The sequence below is a fragment of the Mesorhizobium sp. GbtcB19 genome (genome assembly GCF_019091085.1).
Taxonomy (GTDB): Bacteria; Pseudomonadota; Alphaproteobacteria; order Rhizobiales; family Rhizobiaceae; genus Mesorhizobium.
In genome coordinates, this window is the sequence record NZ_JAGXJY010000015.1 from 90,051 (window position 1) to 106,880 (window position 16,830).

The following is a 16,830-nucleotide window of genomic DNA, read 5'->3' on the forward strand; positions in this document are numbered from 1 at the left end:
ACCAGATCAGTGACGACCACGACAATACCGCCTCCGCCGGCACCGCCTACGCCAGCCGTTCCACCTGTGACTGAGGCACCGCCACCACCACCTCCGCCGCCTGGAAAACCTCCGGTGCCGCCTGCGCCAGCTGTCGTCGCGCTTGCGCCGCCGCCGCCGCCTCCAGAACCTGGCCAGCCCAACGTATCGATTTCACCGGACGATCCGGCCGTTCCTGTTGATGCGGCGGCACCTGGGCCACCAGGAATCACACCGCCGCCCGAAGTGCCGCCGGCGCCGCCCCCGCTGTAGGTTGGCGTACCGTTCTTACCGCCGCCGCCGCCGCCGCCACCTCCTCCTAGTACTGCTGAACCTCCAGCCAATCCTGCCGAAGCATTACTTGGATCGCCACCACCACCGCCACCACCTACCGAAGTGTTGGCTGTGCCTGCCCCACCGGAACCTCCAGCCACACCACCATTGGCGCCCGCGCTGCCTGCAGTGCTCGTCGTTGCATCACCGCCCACGCCAGCCATGCCAGCGCCACCGCCTCCGGCAGAGGCTGTAGAAGCCGAACCACCAGCGCCCCGACCGCCACCATAGGCGGTCTGGACTGCCACGACATTGCCGCCAAAAGTGGAACTGCCGCCCGCCGTGCCATTGCCGCCGCCTGTGCCGGTGCCGGCCGATCCGCCAGATGCACCAGAGCCTACGGCATATGGCTCCGTGGAGCCGAGTTCCGAGGCGTCGAATATCATTTCATGTCGGCCGCCACCACCGCCACCACCTCCTCCAGACGCTGGTGTGCCCGAAGCCTGCGTATCGCCACCGCCACCCGAACCGCCTGCGCCCACCAGGATGACGCGAACCGTGGTCGCGCCGGCCGGCTTGGTCCAATTGCCGGAACCGGATGTGAAGGACTGGACGTCGACCGGCATCTCAGACGCCCCACACCAGCGCCTGGTCGGCGGCGCGCACGAAGATCATGTTGGAGCCGCACCAAGAGTGCAGAACAAAGCCCTTTACCGCCATCAGGGCGGAGAGCTCGGCGGCATTGCTGCCGGAGCCGTTGTCGGCCTCGACGATGACGACCTTGGGCGGGCTCTGGCCGAAATCGGCGGACCGCAGCACATCGACGTCGAGACCTTCGATGTCGAGCGACAGGAGATCGGGCCAGATGCCGTCAAGTTCGCGCGCGACGATCTCGTTCAGCGTGCAGACGCTCACCTGTTCGGTGCGGGTGATGCCAAGCTCCATTGCCGTCGCCTTGTCGAAGGTGAAGCGGCCAGGATCTGCGTCGACATGATAGAAGGGCAGCGTGCCCCAGGTCGGTGCGACACCAACACAGAGAAACCGATCCTCCGGCCGCGCGTCCGCGAAGGCGTCGAACAACGCCTCATTCGGCTCCACGACGATCCCGCGCGAACCGCGCTCATAGAGCAGCGCCGTGTTGGACAGGTCGAACGGGTGATAGGCGCCGACGTCGAGATAGGATGGCTTCTCAATGCCCAGCCGCTTGAAGATGTTGAGCACGGCAAGATCGTCGCCATGCTGGGCATAGGTCCGGCCGCCGAACCACTGGTCGCGATGGCCGGTCATCAGCAGGAAACCCACACGCCGTCGGTCAGATAACCGTGCCAATGACCGACATGATGCACAGATGGTGTCAGCGTCGGCTTCTCTAGCGAGCCATTCCATTGCCACGACGGGCTGCAGGTAGGCTTCATGCCTTTGCCGACAAAGAGCATGCCGATGCGACCGCAGCCGCAAGGGCAGCAATAGTAGAAATCGTAGTCGCCATCCTCGTCCGGCCCCTCGACGCGGAATGACCCGGCGACAAGGCCGACGGATGGCCGCTCGCCCTTGCGGAAATCGTCCCACTCTGGAATGTGTTTCGCCTCGACGGGGCTGGTCTTGACCTCGCTCATGCGGCCCGTCCCTCCGCGATTGCGGTCTCGATCGTGTTGAAGGCTTCGCCGATGACCTTGTGATGGCCCTCGACGTCGACGAGGTCGGCATGCGCCGACTGGTGCGGCTGGCAGGCGACGACGTCGTCGAAGCCGGCGAAATAGAGGCAGGCTTCCAGCAGCGACTGCGTCCAGATCGCCTTGTGGCCATGGGCATGGATGATGGCGTGCATAGCGCCGCGGCGGTCGGCGCTCGGCGCCCATTTGCGCGCGAAATCGAAATAGGCCTGGTCGCCGCGCTTCCAGATATTTTCGAGGCTGGGGACCGCGATGCGGATCACGCCGCCCGGCTTCAGCACGCGCCGGCATTCGGCGAGGAAGCGCAGGCCCGCGTGATAGTCGACATGCTCGACCACATGCTCGGCATAGATGAAATCGGCCGAGCCGTCGGCGAATGGCAGCGGCTTCTCGATATCGATCTCGGCGTCGAAATTCTGCCAGCCTTCAAGCCTGTTGGTGCCGCAGCCGAAGTTCAGTTTTACGCGCGGCGCCTGTTCCCGCTCGATCGTCGCTTCGACCGGCGCCGGCATGGCGGCCTCGACGAAGGCGTCGAGCGCCTCCGGCGCGCAATGCGTGATCCAGTCGAAACCGGCGGCATTCGCCCCTGTGATCTGGCCGCGATCGCCGCGCTCGGCGTTCAACGGCAGCATGACGAGATCCTCGCCGAGCAGATCGAAGATCGCCTGTTCCGGGAACGGCCGGGGCCGGCGTTCGCGCCAGGCATAGCGCTCGATGAATTTGGACTGCCAGAGATAGTCGACGGAGAAGAACATCAGGCCGGTCTCGGCCCAGCCGGTCTCCTGCCTTTTGGTGCCGGCGACCGGCACCGATGCGGCCTTGATGCCATCCGCGAGCATGCGGCGGATGATCGGCAACACCGGCTTCAAGAACAGGCTGTCGCCCTCGACATGGACGACGTAGTCATATTGGCCGTCGACCGCGATCTCCAGGCCCTTGCAGAAGGCCCTGCCCCAGCCGTCCGCCCCGCCGCGCGCGAGATGGCCGATGTTGTCGGGAAAGGCATATTCCTGCACGCCATCCTCGACCAGCGGCAGCGGCAGGGGTGAAGCGCTGTCGACGAGCAGAAGGTCGACGTTCCAGCCGTTCACGGAGCGGTGCAGCGTCTGCCATTGCGCGGCCAGGCGCTGCTTGTCAGGCGTGTCGGTGAAGACGGTGCCGAACACCAGGACGCGCGGCGTCGCCGCATGGGCGGCCGCGAAGGCCTCGACCTTCGGCAGCGCCGCCTCCAGATCGATGGTCTTGTCGCAATTGTGGTGCCGCTCGAAGCACTCGCACGGCTTCACCGGCTCGATCGGCAGCGTGGGCGCCAGATGCGCGCCGACGATGTTGGTGTAGCGGAAGCTTTCGTTGCCGCCATAGACGACGATGTTGGGCGTGCCGACCGCCTGCGCCAGGATCGGCGTGAAGCCGGCATTGCCGAAGACAAGCGACGCTTCGGCGAACAGCCCGGCGAGCGTCTCGAAATCGGCCTCGCCGCGATGCAGCTTGAGATCCGTCGGCTGTTCCTCGCCGACGATCTGCTCGCCCTTCTGCGTCAGGTCGCAGATCGAGACGGTGAAGAACCGGTCCTTGATCGACTGATACAGCGCAGCATAGGCGGCCGGGTCGGGCGAGCGCGACGGGCACGGCCAGGTGCCATTGATGATGATCGGGCGATAGATCATCAGCGGGCGCCCGCCAGTATCCCCGACGAGCGCCCTCGCCGCCGCGCGCCACTCCGGTTTCACCGGCAGCGAAAAGTCGGGCCGCTCCGGCACTGGAAGGCCGGCCGAGCCGAACATGGCGGCGAGCAGCGTGCCGTGCTTCCTGGTCTGCGCATGGTCATAGCCGATGCGCAGACTGTGGTTGATCCGTGCCCGAGCAGCCCGGTTATCGTTTCCCTGATCGCGGATGCGCGGCGGCAGGCGGCCGTCGACCAGCGTCACCTTCAGCCCCTCGGCCTTCAGGTCGTGATACATGGCCGTGTAGAAGGTCTGCAACTCGACATCGTGCGTCTTCATCAGCTCGCGCACGACCGCGCGCTGGTGCAGGCAGTCGCCCATGCCGTACATGCCGAGCGCGACGAGCGAGGGCTTTGGCGATTGGCTGATCTCCCCCCTTGTGGGGGAGATGCCCGGTAGGGCAGAGGGGGGCGCGACAGGGCGCAGCGCCGGCGGGACAGCGCCCCCCTCTGGCTTGCCAGCCATCTCCCCCACAAGGGGGGAGATCAGCTTTGCCTGCTGCGCCTGCGCCATCGCGATTGCCTCTAGAAAATCAATCTTCGGCCAGCAGGAGAGATCGCTGACCGGTGAGCAGTTGAACACTTTGACGCCAAGCGCCGCGATCGAGGGCGCCAGCGACGCGAGCTCGGCATTGTGGCGGTCGAACCAGCCCTTCTTGAGCGGGTTAGGATAGCGCCCGTTGTGATGGTGCCGCCTGCCGCCCTCGCCGGTCTTGCCGTCGACACCGAGCAGGAAGACCGGCCCGCCGCCCCTGTGGACGGCGACATGCAGGCCGCCGGAGACCGAGGTCGCCGACAGCGCCGCGCGCCTCGGATCGGGAGAGATGCCTTTGTCAGGCTTGTCCTTGATCAGCCGAGTGACCGTCTTCGGCCCGATGCCGGAGGTGGTGATGATCTCGCCGGCGAAGGGCGGCTCCTTCGAGCCGACCAGCGTCCACCAGTCGGCGTCGGCATAAAACAACACGTCCGCCTGCGGATAGGCGAGATGCGCCGAGTTGATGGCGATGACGCGCTGGCCTTTCAGCAGCGAGAGATCCTGGCCGAGCACGGACGGCCCGCCCGCGAGAATGAAGACCGGCTGGCCTTCCCAATCGCGGACGAGCTGCCCCATGCGTCCCCTGCGCGGATCAGAGCGTGAAGGCGCCCGAGAGGCGGGCCTTGCCGACAGCCGCGTCGCTTGCCGTCGCCTCGATGGCGACGCCGACGAGCTTGTTCGACGAGGCGGTCGACGTCAGCTTGCCGCCGGCGGCATCCCAGTACAGGCGCTGACCGAAGGTCCAGGCCTGCGACGTCGTCTTCGGCAGTTCAAAGACGCCGGTCACGGCGAGCTCGCCGCTGTCGCCGACCGCGATGTCGCCCTGCGCGACGCCGAACAGCGAGCCGGCAACAACGCCGTCACCGGAAGCGACATCGGCAGCGCCGGTGACGTCGGAATTGGTCCAGGGAATGATGTTCCCCGGCTGGATGTAGTTTTTCATGATGGCCTCCTGATTGGGGCGGTGAAATGGAAACGGGCGACCAAAAGGCCGCCCGTCATGGGTCAGGCTGATCTATCGGCGGGCCGATCAGGCGCCGGTGGAGCGATAGAGGCCGCGGAAATCGAGCGGCTTGACGCCGGCGTCGATGCGGACCTTGAACTCGACGCCGTCGACGTTCCAGCCGTCCTTCTGCTCCAGCGTCGGCTGGCTGACGCCGTTGAGGTAGGACACCTCGACCGTGTCGGTGGTGCCGGGATTGGCGGCCAGATACCACTTGAGCGCCGAATCGGTGGACAGGCGCGCATCCGACACGACCTCCGCGATACCCTTGACGATGTTCGGGTCGGTCGTGGTGCCGGGCGCGTATTGCGACGCCATCAGGGCGGCGGCGGTGCCCTGCAGTTCGACCGGCACCAGCATATAGGCCGGGCGGATGTTGAGACCGCCTTCGGCCAGGTCGTCGGGGTCTTTCTGCAGCGCCATCTTGGTGCGTCCGGCATCGACATTGGCCATGTTGATGACGCCGGTGCCGATGTTCTTGTGGTTGGTGTGGAACAGTGCCACGCCGTCGCTCATGGCGGCATTGGCGGTCAGCACCGCATAAACCAGGTTGCCGATGGTGCGGATGGCGGCGCGGCCCATGCGCGACGGAATGCGGGTGAAGACGCTCATATCGTCGTTGATGATCGCCTGGCGGGTGATGGCGAACATCTTGCCGTAGGTGGCGAGCTGGATGCTCTCGCCGCGGTCGCCGATGGTGCCATAGGTGTATTCGCCGCCTTCAGGCACCTCGGCCAGCGTCGGGAACAGGTTGAGATCGACGCGTTTGGCCGGCTTGAAGTCCGACAGCGAGCCCTTCGCCGTCCATTTGGCGAACGTTTCGTCGGCCTCGAGATAGCCCTTCAGCATCGACTTGTTGGCGACATTGGCGAGCACCTCGACAAAATCGCTGGTGGTGTGCATGCCGCCGGCCATGACGAACTGGCGCATGCCGAGCGCGGCGCCGACCATGATCATCGGATCGCCGGTGACCAGCTTGACGCCGGCCTTTTCCAGGCTGGCGCGCGCAAGCTCGCGCAGGCTCATTGACGAGAATTCGTTGACCTCGCCGCCGGCAATCCCGGCCTTGGAGAGCAGCGACTTCTCAACGCCCTGACGGAAGCGGTCGCGCTCGTCGGCGGTAACGGTGGCGACGGGCGGCGTGTTGCGGCCCTTGTCGGGATCACGGTCGGCGACCGCGTCGATGATCAGGGCGGTCGCCTTTTCGAGGCTACCGCCGGCGTCCTTGATCAGCTTCTCGGTGTCTTCGAAGCTCATCTTGGCGCGGCCGGCCATCTGGTAAATCTTCACCGTCACCGCGTCGCCGGTCATCACCGGTTCGACGACAGGATCGGCAGTAGGATTGGCGGGCTGGTTTTTGTCCGCCGCAGGCGCAGGAGTGTTCATAGGAGGTTCCTTTCGTGGATTTTGCGGCGCGGCCATGACCGCCACCATCGGAAGGCTTGCGGCCTTGCGATCTGCTGACAGCGCGGCGAGGTGCGCCGGCGCATTCTTGTAGGTTCGGTAATCGAAGGTGGCATCGGCAACGACCAGCTCACCTTCCTCGGGTGATGCCGTGGCGAAGCCCTTGGCGACGGCATCGGTCGGCGACAGCCAGGTCTCGGCCTTCATCATGGCCCGCACGGCTGCATCGCTCTGCCCGGTGCGGTCGGAATAGACCTCGGCATAGACGCCCGTCATGACGTCGAGCGCGGCGGCATTCTTGCGGTGCGCGTCGGCTGGGCCGAGCGTGATGCCGGCCGGCTCGTGGATCATCATCAGACTGCCGAGCGGCATGGTGATGGTGTCACCGGCCATGGCGATCAGCGATGCAGCCGAGGCCGCGATGCCGTCGACGATGATGGCGACGGCGCCGTCGTGACGCTTCAGCGCGTTGTAGATGGCGGCACCCTCGGTGGCGACGCCGCCCGCCGAATTGAGGCGGACGGTGATGTCGCCGCTCATCTCGGCGAGCGCGTTGACGACATCGCCGGCGGTGAAGCCGGTGCCTTCCCAGAAATCATGGAAGCCGATCGGCCCATAGAGGACCAGCTCGCCGTTGATGATCAGGCTATTGTCCATTGCCAGCTCCTGTCGTGTCGTCCACCGGCGGCGCGCCGGATGTCGCGGCAGTCACCGCGTTGCCGGCCGCCGTGCGGTAGCGAGGATCTGAATCGAAGATCAGGCCTTTGCCACCATTGGCCTCATCGGCACGCTTGTTGTCGGCAGCGTTCTCGGCGTCGAGATCCTCGGGATCGTAGCCGAGCTTGCGCTGCTCCTCGGAGCGCGACGACAGGCCGGCACGGATCGCGTCGCGGGCAGCGCCGACCTCCTCCTTCGGGTTGACCATCTCGCGGCGTGGCGGCGTCCAGAGCAGCAAAGCCGCCGACAGATCGCGGGCCAGCACCAGCTGCGCGGCGTCGAGGAACCAGCGGCCGACCGTCGTGCAAAGCTGTGGGATCAGCATGAAATTCTGGGCTGCCGTGATGTTGCGCTGGAATTCCAGCCAGCCCATGCGGCCGGACGAGAAATTGACGCCGGCCAGATCGCCAGAAAGCGCCTCGTAGGACACGCCGAGGCCGACCGCGATGTCGCGCAGCTCGGCTGCCTTGTAGGCACCATACTCGCCGACCGAAGGCGGCGTGCCGAAGGTGACTTCCTCGCCCGGCTTCAGGCGCTGGATCATGCCCGGCTCCAGGCTTTCGACCTGGTAGACGCCGCCCGTGTCGCGCTGCGTCGCCCGGTTCGGATCGGCGGCCGGGATGACGGTCGAGATGTTCTCGTCGGACTGGACGAAGGCGGCGAAGCAGGCCGCCACCTTCTGCCGGATCAGTTGCGCGTCGGCATAGTCGGCTAGGTCGCGCATCTTCAGGATGACCGGCGCGAACCATGTTACGCCGCGCACCTGGCCGGGCCGGTCGGTGCGGAAGATGTGCGCGATCTCGGAAGCCGGGACCAGGCGGCTCTGGTAGGCGATACCTGAATAGGAACCGGGATGCTGGGTGTAGAGCCAGTAGCCGACCAGTCTGCCGATCTGGTCGAACTGCAGGCCCTGGATCATGTATCCGCCATCGCCGGCGATAGGCCCATCCTTGCTGCTGTCGATGTAATCCGGCTCCAGCACTTCGAGCTGGAACGGCAGCGGCAGGCCGTCCGACGAGCGGCGCGGCCGGCGACGCACCAGCGCCTCGCCGGATTCGGCGACCGTCGCCATGACCAGCCATTGCAGGCCATAGAAATTGGTGCGGCCGCGCGCGTCGATCGACGTGGTGTCGAGATGCTGCTTGATCAGGTCGAGCAGTTTTGCCTTGACCGTCTTCGGCACGCTGCCGGCGATCGACGGGATGATGCCGGAGCCGACGATGTTGTTGGCCAGCACTGACTTGCCGCGTGCGGCGTGCGGATTGTTGCGCACCATGTCGCGTGCCACGTCGCGCAGCCGAGACAGCGCCGGCAGGTTCTCGGCATTGGCGTCGGTCGACACGACCCGCCAGCCCTGAGCGCGACGGCCGCGCGTGGCGCCGTCGAAGGCCATCGTCGCCTGGCCGAGCGCCGAAAGGCGCGCGCGGCTCTGGGCGCGACGCTCCGCGATGGCCGGCGCGACGGCGGCGATGGCGCGATCGAGAAGGTTCATGGTCAGGCCGCCATCTTGTAGCGACTGCGCCTCATGCCGAGTGACGGATCGCCTTTCCAATGAGACGAAACGATCTCAGGCCTACCCATACGCCATCGCAAGAACGCGCGAACGAAATGAAGGCATTTACGCCCAGAGAGATGTGCCTCGATCTCGGCATTTTCCGCATTCGCTTTGCTGCCATCCGGCGTTGCCCAGAGCGTGATTTCGGTCCAGGCAAACAGGGGAAACTTCCCGGTCATGCCTTGAGCTCGAGCCAGCTTCTTCTGAAGGCCAGCGTGCGGAAGGCGGGTGATGTTGCCGAGCAATTTGGGAGTGTTGATCAGGAAAAGCTGATAAACGACACCGATCGCGATCAGAAGCGCGTCACGCATCGCAACATTTGTTTGCGAGGGTTGTGTAAACCAGACGTTTCCTTGCTGCCGCGAAGACTTCAGAACTCCGATAAATAAGAAGCCAAGCATTGCATCTGTAGCCGCATGCAATTCCATGCTCCCATCTGATTTTTCTAGGAGAAGAACACCAAACCGGTTGGTGGACTTCATCTCCAAAAAGGTTACTGGCGCTGGCGCGAAAATGCGACCCGCTTCATATAGAGGATCTGGATCAGGATTTTCTCTGGCCAGAGAAGTCATGAAGTCGCCCAAGGCAGAGCATTCAAAACACTTGGCGGCGGGCATGTGGCGCAAAACGTTGTCTGGGTCCTGCATCTGCCGGCTTCTGAGTGGCAGACACAAGTCATTGAGAATCTGAAGAGCAAGCGGTGTCATTTTTCCTCACAAGCCCCTGTCGAAGCCGGCGACGGTGCGGCGCGGCGGTACCGAGCCGCCGACCTCGGCTTCCATTTCGCGCAGCGCCTTGCGCATCTCGGAAAGCGACTGGTAGGTGGTCAGTGTCTCGCCGTGCTTGAAGGTCAGCACGCCGGAGGCGATGGCGTTCTTGAGGGCATCGATCTGGGTCTGGGTGTAGGCCATGATCCTATCCCTTCAACCAGTTGGAACGGGCATTGACGAAGCCTTCGCCTTTCGGAACCGACTTGGTCTCAACCGGCTTTGTCGACGCGGCGGGCGTTGCCTGCGCAAGCAATGGCGCCGGCGCGAACAGGTCGACATCGCGAGGCAGGCCGCGCTCGGTGGCGAGGTGCCGCCACTGCTCGGTCGTCATGCGCGACAGGCCGAGATAGTCGGCGAGCGCGGCGTTGTAGACCTCGCAGTCGAGCAGGTGGTTTTCCTCGCCTATACGGGGCTTCCAGACGCGCCGCACGCGACCCCGGAAGGTCTCGCTGGCGAGATATTCCGAGGTGATCTGGCGAAAATAGACCTCGTCCTGCCACCAGCCGAAATGGCAGTAGCCAGGCGGGTTTGACGCCTGGCCGGCGGCGATTCCTTCCTTGCGCAGCTGCGCATAGAAGGCGCCCTTCAACGGCCAGGTGCCGACCGCCCAGACCATCGCGCCGTGGCGTATGCGTTTTCCCCGGAAGTCGATGTCGACCGGCGTCGGCTGACCGAGCGCCGGGCGGCTCCAGCCGTCCTCGCCCTTCAGCGCGAAGGTCGCCGCCTTGCCGCGCACCCATGTGTAGACGACGTGGCTGCGATAGCCGGAATCGATGCCGAAGGCGTCGACCGTGCGCGAGCGGCCATGAGCGTCCGGCCATTGCGTGGTGCGGATCTTTTCGAGACCCACGAAGGCGCCGGCATGCGGGTCGTCGGTGCCGCCGGAAATATAGCCGGCGTCGACGACCCAGCTCTGCCCGTCCGGCGCCCAGGCCTTGATCGAATACCAGATGCCCAGCATCTGCACGTCGGCGGCGCCGGTGAGGATCAGGCCGGCCGGCGGGATGTGGCCCTGCTTCAGCGCCTTGTCGCGGCGCAACATCAGCTTTTCATGGTCGGGCGCGTCGCCCTTGACCTCGAATGGCAGGCCGAGCGTCAGGTTCCAGAAGGTCTTCAGCTTCAGCGGGTCGCCGGCGGTCTTGACGAAGCGCTCGGCGATCTTCTCCCACGGCACGAAGGGCGAGGTCAGCGCGTCGAAATGGTAGCTCGGATGCGCGCCGGGGCGTGTCGCCGTGGCGATCCAGCGGCCCTTCTTCATCAGCTCGACCTTGTCGGCCGCCTCGACGATCGCGCCGCAGCAGGGCGTCGCGTAGTAGGCCTTGTAGGGGAAGGTCTCCTCGAACTTGAAATACTGCTTGTCAAAGACGAAGCGGAACGGCGCAGCACAACCGGGGCACGGCATGTGCCAGTAGCGCTGGTCGCCGGCCTCGAAGCCGGCATCGATCTTCGAGGCACCCTTGACGGTCGGCGTCGAGATCTTGACCCGCTTCCACTCGCCCGACATCAGGAACGATTCCTGGCGCGCCTCGATCATGCCGAGCGGGTCGCCCTGGCCGTCGAGGTCGTCGGGATACTCGTCGACCTCGTCGAGCAGCGCCACCTTGATCGTCTTCGAACGCAGGTCGGCGGCCGATGTGGCGATCGCCAGCGTCAGCGAGCCGCCGGGGAAGACCTTCGATGTCGTGGTCGAGGCGTCACCGGCGCGGCTGGTTTGCGGCTTGACCTTGCCCTTCAGCGTCGGCGTCTTCTCGATGACCGGCGCCAGCTTCTCGCGATTGAAGTCGGAGAGTGCGCCACTGGTCGGCTGCACGATCATCGCCCGGCACGGGTCCTGCTCGATGATGTGCTTGACGGCGGCGAGGATCAGCGTGGTGAAGCCGGTCTGCGCCGACTTGCGGATGTCGAACTCGTTGACGCCGCTGTCCATCGCCATCAGGTCGAGCGGCTCGATGACATAGGGCGTCAGCGAGGAATCCCAAGGCTGGTTCGCCTGCGGGCCGTCGGGCACGACCATGCCCTTGGCCGAGGCGCTGGGCAGCATACGCTCGGGCGGCATGATGATGGCCGCCAGCGCGCCGGCGACGATCGCCAGCGCCGAGCGTTTCAGCTTGAGCTTCATGGTTTCCCTCAGTCGGCGCCGAGATCGAACTCGGTGCCGGAGTTGTCTTCGTCGCCCAGACCTTCCGAGCGCTGCAGCGTCAGCGCGTCGGCGGCGCGGCGGCGGAGCTGATCCTTGATGTCGCGCAGCTTGCGGCGCAGCGCCGGCTCGCCTTCGCGCGCCGCAGTCATGATCTCGCCGGCAAAGCTTGGTAGCTGCTCGATGGCGCGGACGATCGCCTCGCCCGCCCGCACCATCGCGGTCTCGACCTCGGCGACCGGCACCAGCTTGCCGAGCCGCTCGCTGACATCGAGGGCGGAGCGGCGCGCTTCCCACTGCGCCTTCTCGGTCTGGGCGTCGCGCAGTGCGCTCGGCGGGCCGGATGCTTCGGCCTTTTCCTCGCGCACCGTCTCGGCGGACTGCTCACGGTAGGCGTCGCCCGCAACGCCGATCGCCTTGTCGAAGGCCGCTAGGTCGACCAGTCGCTCGCGACCTTCGCGACGCGTTTCGAGCAGGCCTTCCTTTTCGAACTTGTCGACCCGCTTCTTGATCGCGACCTTCGAGACGCCGCGCATCGCCGCCAGTTCGGACAGCGACTTCCAGACGCCTTGCGGGAGCTCAGGGGCAGTCATCTGCGAAAGTCCCTGCGGCGTCTTTCAGGTTTACCGTTCACCGGCCATCGTTAACATCGTTAACCCGGTTTTCCGACCCGTCTCACTAGTCCCCCCTCGGACTACGCTGTCCCGCATACGGTTTTGAAGGGGGAAGGACCCGCGACGGGGTGGGTGGCGGCGCGTGGCTGGAACGAGAAAGCCCCGCGACCGGGTCTCGGTAGCGGGGCTTCGAAGCTTTTTATCCGTGACAAGAAATCCACCAAATTCCTGCGCGCGTCAAGCGGGTGCCTCAAGCTTTTTTGAAGAGCCTGAACCAGCGAGGGAAGCGTGCCTGCATCATGGCGTCGTGATCGTCCTGCTGTGCCTTGGCCAACGCCGCATCGCCGACGAGATCGGGTAGCACGCGCGGTGATAGTGTCGCCTGCATCCATGGCTGGGCAGGCACGGCGCAGGGCAGCATGGCCACATCCTCCAGCTCATGCGCCACCTGCTCATAAAGCACCGCCATGCAGGATAGCCAGATCTCGTGCTCAGCCCTAGCGATGATGGCATTGACCGGATCGGGGTCTAGATAGGGTTTGGTGTAGGCGCCAGGCATCGGATGGCCTCGCTTGTCGGTGCCATTGACCTCGATCTGCGTGGCCACCGTCTCGTCGACGCCATTGACCTGCCTGCCCGTCAGCTGGTGCTGCGTCACCTCGACATAGTAGCGCGGCTTGCCGCCGCCGCCGCGCTCGATCTCCTGGCTGATGCCCTCGATACGCATCGCCTCGGCGTCCCAGCCCAGAACCGCGCGCCGGATGATCAGCTCGGACGGCTTCAGCCTGAGCATCACCCTGTCCTGCCCGTCAGCCCAAGTCATGCGCCGCCATGCCTCGCTGACCGCCCTGACGCCCAGCCCGCCGAAGCGGTCGAGCTCGGGCGCCGGACGCCAGTCGTCGGGCAGGTCGAGGACGAAGTCGTCCATCGCCATCACCGCCTCGCCGATCAGGCGCGCATCATGGCACGGCCAGCTGTCGGCGGAGAAGTCCGGCACGGCGCCATACTGGTTGACGCCATAGAGGTCGACCAGCGACAGCAGCTCGGCGAAACGCCCGGTCTTGTCCCAGCCGCCGGCCATCTGCAGCGGCCCGTCCTGCCGCTTCGGCACCTTGGGCAACTCCTCGCGCCACGCCCAAGCGATGACATCCTCGACCGGCCCCGACCGCTTTCCCTCGGCATTGCGCTTCAGAAGCGGCGCAACCCGGCCCATCGACCCAAAACCGGGCTTATCGACCCACTTTTCCATTTATCGACCCTTTCAAGCCTTGAACTAAACCCATGCTTTCGCAGGCAAAAATCGAAATCATGGGACGCAAGGGACGATAGGGACGCAACGCCGCGCTACATAAAGCGCCATCCATCAAACCCCTATCCCCGATGCAGACCGCTCGCATGCGTTACCCGGCAAATATCGACCCTATCGACCCAAGCGGCCTAAGCATCTGATTTCCCTATCCCTTTGCTTGGGTCGCAAAAGGCCGGCGATAACGACATCGACCCAAGCGCCCCATTTTCGGGGACGGCAGGGCCGATGCCTGCCGTCGCGGCGCGTCAAGCTGACAAGGGGAAAAGGGACGGCGCATCAGATGCGGCCCTCGCAGACCAGCCGTTCCATCAGGTCGATGCGCTGGCCGATCCAGCGCATGACCGGCACCGCCATCGAATTGCCGAGCGCGTCATACCGCTTGACCTTTGTGGCATGCGTTATGTTGGTGTAGTCGTCGGGAAAGCCGAAGGCTCGCTCGATCTCTCGGGACGATGCCAGCCTAAAAGCGTTGCCGACCCAGATGACGTTATCTTTGGATGATCGATCCAGGCTTCCAATGCCTGTATCAAAGCAGTTGAAAGCTCTGTCTGATAGCGGCGCAGGATTCCCCTGCATGCCTTCGGGCTCAAATAGTATCGCCGCGGCACGTCGCCAGTCTCCAGAATATCCGACAACGAAGACACGCCGCCGTCGCTGGGGGACGGCGCGAGGGTAGCCGTCCACTCTGACATACTGAGCGTCAAGCACGCGCCATGCGAGCCCGTAGGAACCAGGAATTCCGGCGACGATGCCGGCGTTCTGCCATCCGCCTCTGGGGACGCCAATCCGCCGTCCGGCGAGGAAGCCCAGAAAGTCAGCAAAGTCTCGTCCATCGGCGCTGGAGAAGACGCCGGGCACGTTTTCCCAGACGACCCAGCGGGCGCCAAGGCGCTTAGCCAGGCGGACATATTCAAGCGCAAGGTTGCCGCGCGGATCATCCAGGCCGAGACGCTTTCCGGCGACGGAGAAGGACTGGCAGGGCGTGCCGCCGACAAGAAGGTCAACAGGTCCGGCATCGCCGGGGATCTTGGTGAAGTCACCATGGTTGGGCACTCCGTTCTTGGAAAGCGGCTCGCCCGGCAGGTTGGAGCCGTAATGATGCGCCAGCACCGCGCTCGGAAAGGCCTCGATCTCGGAAAAGAACGCCGGTCGCCAGCCGAGCGGCTCCCATGCGACCGACGCCGCCTCGATGCCGGAACAGACCGAGCCGTAGGTCAGCATCAGCGCTCATCCCCCTGCTCGGCGCGCTGCCGGTCATGGCTTGACGGTATCCATTCGGCCTTCACCTTGATGCCGCGATAGACGGTGGTGCCGCTCTTCGCCTTGGCGAAGGTCTTGACCGTGCCGTCCGGCCCCGGCCAGCTGCGGCCGGCGGCGCTGGCGAAGCGCTTGGCGAAGGTCGCCGAGTTGTACTTGAAGATGCCTTCCTGGCCGGCGAACTTGTCGTAGGCGATGTAGAGATCGAACGGCTTCTCCTCGTCGGACGGCTCGCCGGTGACGATGCAGGCCATGCGGATGAAGGTGCCGATCGGGTCGCTTTCCTGCCGGTATTCCTCGCTCGCCGCATGCACCGATTGCGGCACGTCGAGGCCGCCGTTGAGGTATTCGATCGCGCCCTCGACCATCCAGGCGAAGACGCCGTCGGCCTCGGCGCGCAGCTTGCCGGACAGCGCCCGGTCGACCTCGGCCGACGGGATCTGCACCGTCCACGGCACCAGCAGCACACGCCGCCAGATGCCGTCTGAATCGTCGTCGATGCGCGGTTTGTGGTTGCCCGACAGGATGATCTTGAAATAGGGCTCGACCTCGAAGAAGTCCTTGTGCAGACGCCTGACCGGGATCTTCTCGCCGCCGGTCAGCGTCTTGATCAGCGCGTCCTTGAGCCTGACATTGGCCTCCGGCTCGGATGCCGCCACCAGCCTGGCACCTGGCAGCCGCGCAAGGTCGGGCGTCGCCTCGCCGCCGCCGCGCTTGTTCTCGCCCGAGAAGCTGTCGATCGACAGGGTGACGGCATAGTCGCCGAGGATGTGGCAGAGAAGATCGACGAAGGTCGACTTGCCGTTGCGGCCGGCGCCGAAGAAGAACAGCATCACCTGCTCGATCGTCAGCCCGGTCAGCAGATAGCCGCAGAAGCGCTTCAGGAACGCGCGGATCAGCGGATCTGGCTGCACCTTCATCAGGAAGCGCCTGAACTCCGGCATGGGATCTTTTGCCTCGCGCCGCGCACCGGCGGCTTCGCCGCCTGCGGCTCCGGCTGGGCGCGCCATCGGGCGCGACGGCCGGTCGGCCTTGCCGGCTTCGCCGGTTTCCGGCGGCGACCAGTCCGCTTCCACCATCTTGGTGATGAAATCGGCCTGGCGGTGCTCGCGCAGCCTGACCTTCCAGTGGAAGCGCGGATCGTCGGGGTCGCTTTCCTCGTCCTCGACCTGGATGAACTCGATCGTGCCGCTGCGGCAGTTCACCGCCAGCCGGTTGGTGTTGAGCTCCTGCACTTTTGCCGCGACATAGGGCTGCGTCTCGACGAGCATGTTGTTGAGCTTCGACGAGCCGGCCGTCGACTTGGCGTGGCGGCGGCGCGAGGCGATGCGCGCGCCGATCTGCTCGGCGACACGGCCAGCCGCCTCGACGGCCAGCTCATAGTCGCGCTTGCGCGCCACGTCGCCGATCTCCGGCAGCCTTTTGCCCTTGTCGCCCATGCGCGCAAGCGACGCCTCGGCCACCTCGCCGGCGGCCATCACCGCCTGCTCGTCCTCGGTCGGCTCGATGACGCCTGCTTCCTTGCGGATGGCTTCCGCCGTGCGGTGCGCCAGCCGGCGGATCAGCGCGCCGTCCTCGTCCTCCTTCCAGCGCTGGCCGTCGAAGACATGCCAGCCGATATTGGCGACACAGATGGCGATCTTGCTCGCCGCGCCCTCATGCTCCGCGGCGAGGTCGCCGAAGCGGCGGCGGAAGCGGCGGCCGTTGCCGATGTCGGTTTCCGGTTCGGCGGCGCAGGCGAAAAGCAGCTTTTCGCGCGCCGAAGGACCGTCGCCGCCTTCATCGGGCGGCAAGTCGTCGTCCGGTGCCTGGTCCGGCGAAAAGTCCTCGTCCTCCTGCATG

14 protein-coding genes are annotated in these 16,830 nt (G+C 65.4%); all 14 read right to left on the minus strand.

Annotated features, from left to right (window positions below; genetic code table 11):
- Window positions 1-46: 46 nt before the first annotated feature.
- Complete coding sequence (locus KVT37_RS23155) at window positions 47-196, minus strand: hypothetical protein (protein ID WP_217577330.1); 150 nt, start codon at window positions 194-196, stop codon at window positions 47-49.
- A gap of 722 nt (window positions 197-918) precedes the next feature.
- Window positions 919-1,578: an FkbM family methyltransferase gene (locus KVT37_RS23160; RefSeq protein ID WP_217577331.1), complete on the minus strand. Its 660-nt coding sequence runs from the start codon at window positions 1,576-1,578 to the stop codon at window positions 919-921.
- Window positions 1,578-1,907: a DUF6527 family protein gene (locus KVT37_RS23165; protein WP_217577332.1), complete on the minus strand. Its 330-nt coding sequence runs from the start codon at window positions 1,905-1,907 to the stop codon at window positions 1,578-1,580. The genes KVT37_RS23160 and KVT37_RS23165 overlap by 1 nt, the downstream gene beginning before the upstream one ends.
- The gene (locus tag KVT37_RS23170; protein ID WP_217577333.1) at window positions 1,904-4,798 is read right to left on the minus strand and encodes a methyltransferase domain-containing protein; all 2,895 of its coding nucleotides are present in this window, start codon (window positions 4,796-4,798) and stop codon (window positions 1,904-1,906) included. Before KVT37_RS23170 ends, KVT37_RS23165 begins: the two co-directional genes overlap by 4 nt.
- A gap of 16 nt (window positions 4,799-4,814) precedes the next feature.
- Entirely contained in the window at window positions 4,815-5,165 is a 351-nt protein-coding gene (locus KVT37_RS23175) for a DUF2190 family protein (RefSeq protein WP_217577334.1), read from the minus strand.
- Window positions 5,166-5,252: 87 nt separating this feature from the next.
- A complete protein-coding gene (locus KVT37_RS23180) occupies window positions 5,253-7,286 on the minus strand; it encodes a ClpP-like prohead protease/major capsid protein fusion protein (protein ID WP_217577335.1) in 2,034 nt (677 codons plus the stop codon).
- Window positions 7,276-8,838, minus strand: a complete 1,563-nt coding sequence (locus KVT37_RS23185; RefSeq protein ID WP_217577336.1) for a phage portal protein — start codon at window positions 8,836-8,838, stop codon at window positions 7,276-7,278. The genes KVT37_RS23180 and KVT37_RS23185 overlap by 11 nt, the downstream gene beginning before the upstream one ends.
- A 2-nt stretch (window positions 8,839-8,840) precedes the next feature.
- The gene (locus tag KVT37_RS23190) at window positions 8,841-9,608 is read right to left on the minus strand and encodes a hypothetical protein (protein WP_217577337.1); all 768 of its coding nucleotides are present in this window, start codon (window positions 9,606-9,608) and stop codon (window positions 8,841-8,843) included.
- Window positions 9,609-9,614: 6 nt separating this feature from the next.
- The gene (locus KVT37_RS23195) at window positions 9,615-9,812 is read right to left on the minus strand and encodes a phage head-tail joining protein (RefSeq protein WP_217577338.1); all 198 of its coding nucleotides are present in this window, start codon (window positions 9,810-9,812) and stop codon (window positions 9,615-9,617) included.
- A 4-nt stretch (window positions 9,813-9,816) separates the two neighbouring features.
- Window positions 9,817-11,790 carry a terminase gpA endonuclease subunit gene (locus tag KVT37_RS23200; protein ID WP_217577339.1) on the minus strand — a complete coding sequence of 658 codons (1,974 nt, stop codon included), beginning with the start codon at window positions 11,788-11,790 and terminating at the stop codon, window positions 9,817-9,819.
- Between the two features lie 8 nt (window positions 11,791-11,798).
- On the minus strand, window positions 11,799-12,401 hold the full coding sequence (locus KVT37_RS23205) for a winged helix-turn-helix domain-containing protein (protein ID WP_217577340.1): 603 nt from the start codon (window positions 12,399-12,401) through the stop codon (window positions 11,799-11,801).
- Window positions 12,402-12,672: 271 nt separating this feature from the next.
- Complete coding sequence (locus KVT37_RS23210; protein ID WP_217577341.1) at window positions 12,673-13,671, minus strand: hypothetical protein; 999 nt, start codon at window positions 13,669-13,671, stop codon at window positions 12,673-12,675.
- 336 nt (window positions 13,672-14,007) lie between these two features.
- The gene (locus KVT37_RS33510; RefSeq protein WP_254634205.1) at window positions 14,008-14,952 is read right to left on the minus strand and encodes a DNA cytosine methyltransferase; all 945 of its coding nucleotides are present in this window, start codon (window positions 14,950-14,952) and stop codon (window positions 14,008-14,010) included.
- On the minus strand, window positions 14,952-16,829 hold the full coding sequence (locus tag KVT37_RS23225; protein ID WP_217577342.1) for a phage/plasmid primase, P4 family: 1,878 nt from the start codon (window positions 16,827-16,829) through the stop codon (window positions 14,952-14,954). The genes KVT37_RS33510 and KVT37_RS23225 overlap by 1 nt, the downstream gene beginning before the upstream one ends.
- Between the last annotated feature and the right edge of the window lies 1 nt (window position 16,830).

What these genes read in the sequence shown, in the direction of transcription:
- KVT37_RS23160 (WP_217577331.1), bottom strand. Translation starts at nt 1,578, where the DNA reads ATGACCGGCCATCGCGACCAGTGGTTCGGCGGCCGGACCTATGCCCAG.
- KVT37_RS23165 (WP_217577332.1), bottom strand. Translation starts at nt 1,907, where the DNA reads ATGAGCGAGGTCAAGACCAGCCCCGTCGAGGCGAAACACATTCCAGAG.
- KVT37_RS23170 (WP_217577333.1), bottom strand. Translation starts at nt 4,798, where the DNA reads ATGGGGCAGCTCGTCCGCGATTGGGAAGGCCAGCCGGTCTTCATTCTC.
- KVT37_RS23175 (WP_217577334.1), bottom strand. Translation starts at nt 5,165, where the DNA reads ATGAAAAACTACATCCAGCCGGGGAACATCATTCCCTGGACCAATTCC.
- KVT37_RS23180 (WP_217577335.1), bottom strand. Translation starts at nt 7,286, where the DNA reads ATGGACAATAGCCTGATCATCAACGGCGAGCTGGTCCTCTATGGGCCG.
- KVT37_RS23185 (WP_217577336.1), bottom strand. Translation starts at nt 8,838, where the DNA reads ATGAACCTTCTCGATCGCGCCATCGCCGCCGTCGCGCCGGCCATCGCG.
- KVT37_RS23190 (WP_217577337.1), bottom strand. Translation starts at nt 9,608, where the DNA reads ATGACACCGCTTGCTCTTCAGATTCTCAATGACTTGTGTCTGCCACTC.
- KVT37_RS23195 (WP_217577338.1), bottom strand. Translation starts at nt 9,812, where the DNA reads ATGGCCTACACCCAGACCCAGATCGATGCCCTCAAGAACGCCATCGCC.
- KVT37_RS23200 (WP_217577339.1), bottom strand. Translation starts at nt 11,790, where the DNA reads ATGAAGCTCAAGCTGAAACGCTCGGCGCTGGCGATCGTCGCCGGCGCG.
- KVT37_RS23205 (WP_217577340.1), bottom strand. Translation starts at nt 12,401, where the DNA reads ATGACTGCCCCTGAGCTCCCGCAAGGCGTCTGGAAGTCGCTGTCCGAA.
- KVT37_RS23210 (WP_217577341.1), bottom strand. Translation starts at nt 13,671, where the DNA reads ATGGAAAAGTGGGTCGATAAGCCCGGTTTTGGGTCGATGGGCCGGGTT.
- KVT37_RS33510 (WP_254634205.1), bottom strand. Translation starts at nt 14,952, where the DNA reads ATGCTGACCTACGGCTCGGTCTGTTCCGGCATCGAGGCGGCGTCGGTC.
- KVT37_RS23225 (WP_217577342.1), bottom strand. Translation starts at nt 16,829, where the DNA reads ATGCAGGAGGACGAGGACTTTTCGCCGGACCAGGCACCGGACGACGAC.